Origin of the sequence: Enterobacter sp. CM29 (genome assembly GCF_013179605.1) — a bacterium.
GTDB lineage: Bacteria > Pseudomonadota > Gammaproteobacteria > Enterobacterales > Enterobacteriaceae > Enterobacter > Enterobacter intestinihominis.
The window spans coordinates 1-1,505 of record NZ_JABMCU010000347.1; the positions used below are offsets into that span (position 1 = coordinate 1).

At 39.1% G+C, this 1,505-nt stretch carries 1 protein-coding gene and 1 pseudogene; both read left to right on the forward strand.

Features of this window, described 5'->3' with window-relative positions; genetic code table 11:
• Positions 1-1,038 (forward strand): annotated as a pseudogene (locus HP459_RS22880) (triK protein); the annotation flags it as partial.
• 3 nt (positions 1,039-1,041) lie between these two features.
• Positions 1,042-1,505: ParB N-terminal domain-containing protein (locus tag HP459_RS22885; protein WP_171936918.1), on the forward strand; the 464-nt coding region annotated here is incomplete at its 3' end.

The following is a 1,505-nucleotide window of genomic DNA, read 5'->3' on the forward strand; positions in this document are numbered from 1 at the left end:
GGTAATGATAAAGCTGTTCCATCCGAAAAACGGCAATGGATTATGGATAACACAGTTAACATTCAATCCAAACTTGATGAATGGAAATTATTGCCTCATTTGTTTGGTGCTAAAGGTACTGGATTAAATGTTGAAGATGAAATTGAAAAAAGTTCAGTCGTCTACGTTAAATCCAGAATGGATGATGAACTGATTCGCGAAGTAACTAACTCACTTCTTATTGAGTGGAAAGATGCTATCGTTCGGAATAAACATAAGCAGCATATCTATGCTGTACTGGATGAAGCCAAGTTCATTATCTCAGAGTCTGTAGCCAGCTCTCTGGCTACCATTCTTTCTAAGAAAGCTAATATGTCTCTCGCATACCAAGAGCGTGATGACATTTTAAATCTACCTGATAAATCTCTGAACGGCGAAGCAATCAAAAATCAGGTTGAGACTAATACCCTCATTACCATTTCATACAAAGCTGGCTATGACACTGCAAAATGGGTTTCTGACAATAGCGGCTCTGTACAGAAAAGCACTACACGCATGGAGCAGGTTGAGACTGATGGCTTTGGTGCTGAAAAATGGTCTGGCAATAGACAGATAGGGAGAGAGGAAGAAAACTATATCAGTATCAACTCAATTTTATCTTTGCAAAAACGTGTTGGCGTATTCTCTGATAATACAGGATTGCCCAGGTATCTGTTTACATGCTGGATTCCCGTCCAAGAAAAATCAGAGCTTCCTTCCCGTTGTATCGATGATAATCTTTCAGGTGAAAATGAAAAAATTTCATCAAAAACTCCTGAAAATAAAGTAATAGTAAATAATGAACATAATGATAGAAACGAGATACCAAATCCTGATAGCATAAATGCTGTTGTAACAACACAGGATTCATTCCGACCTGAGGATGATCCTGATTTTATGAGGATGCTTGAGGAACAAATGAACGCGGATTCGGTTAAGCCCACATCAAAAAAACCAATCCATGTTCATAGCGATGTATCAAGTGATGATTTTATATCCAGCATTGGAAAGAAGGGATAAGCAATGACCGAAATCAAACAGCTATCAGTTACTCAGATTGTACCCAAAAAGAAACAGGACAGAGAAGATTGGCAAAGTCCGGTAGCCAGGGAACACATCGAGAAGCTAAAAAAATCGATTGGTATGAAAATGCCTGACGGTTCTTATTATGGCGTTCGTGAGCGTATTGTAGTTAAGCCAACCGCAAACCCTGATGAATTTGAAATCGTTAAGGGTGAGTCTCGCTGGAGAGCAGCTAAGGAAGTTGATAGTGACTTAACAGTAGAGGTTGAAGTACGTACCTACGATGATAAAGCTCTTGAACATTTTGATCATGCGACTGAAAACTCTTTGCATCGTGGTTTAAATATCTGGGAACGTGCCTCGTCTATTAAAACAGATAAAGACAACGGCGCAGATACTGAAACACTAATGGCTATTCACGGCTTGTCTAATAAAACCGTTGTAAGTAAATATCTCGGTGTCTT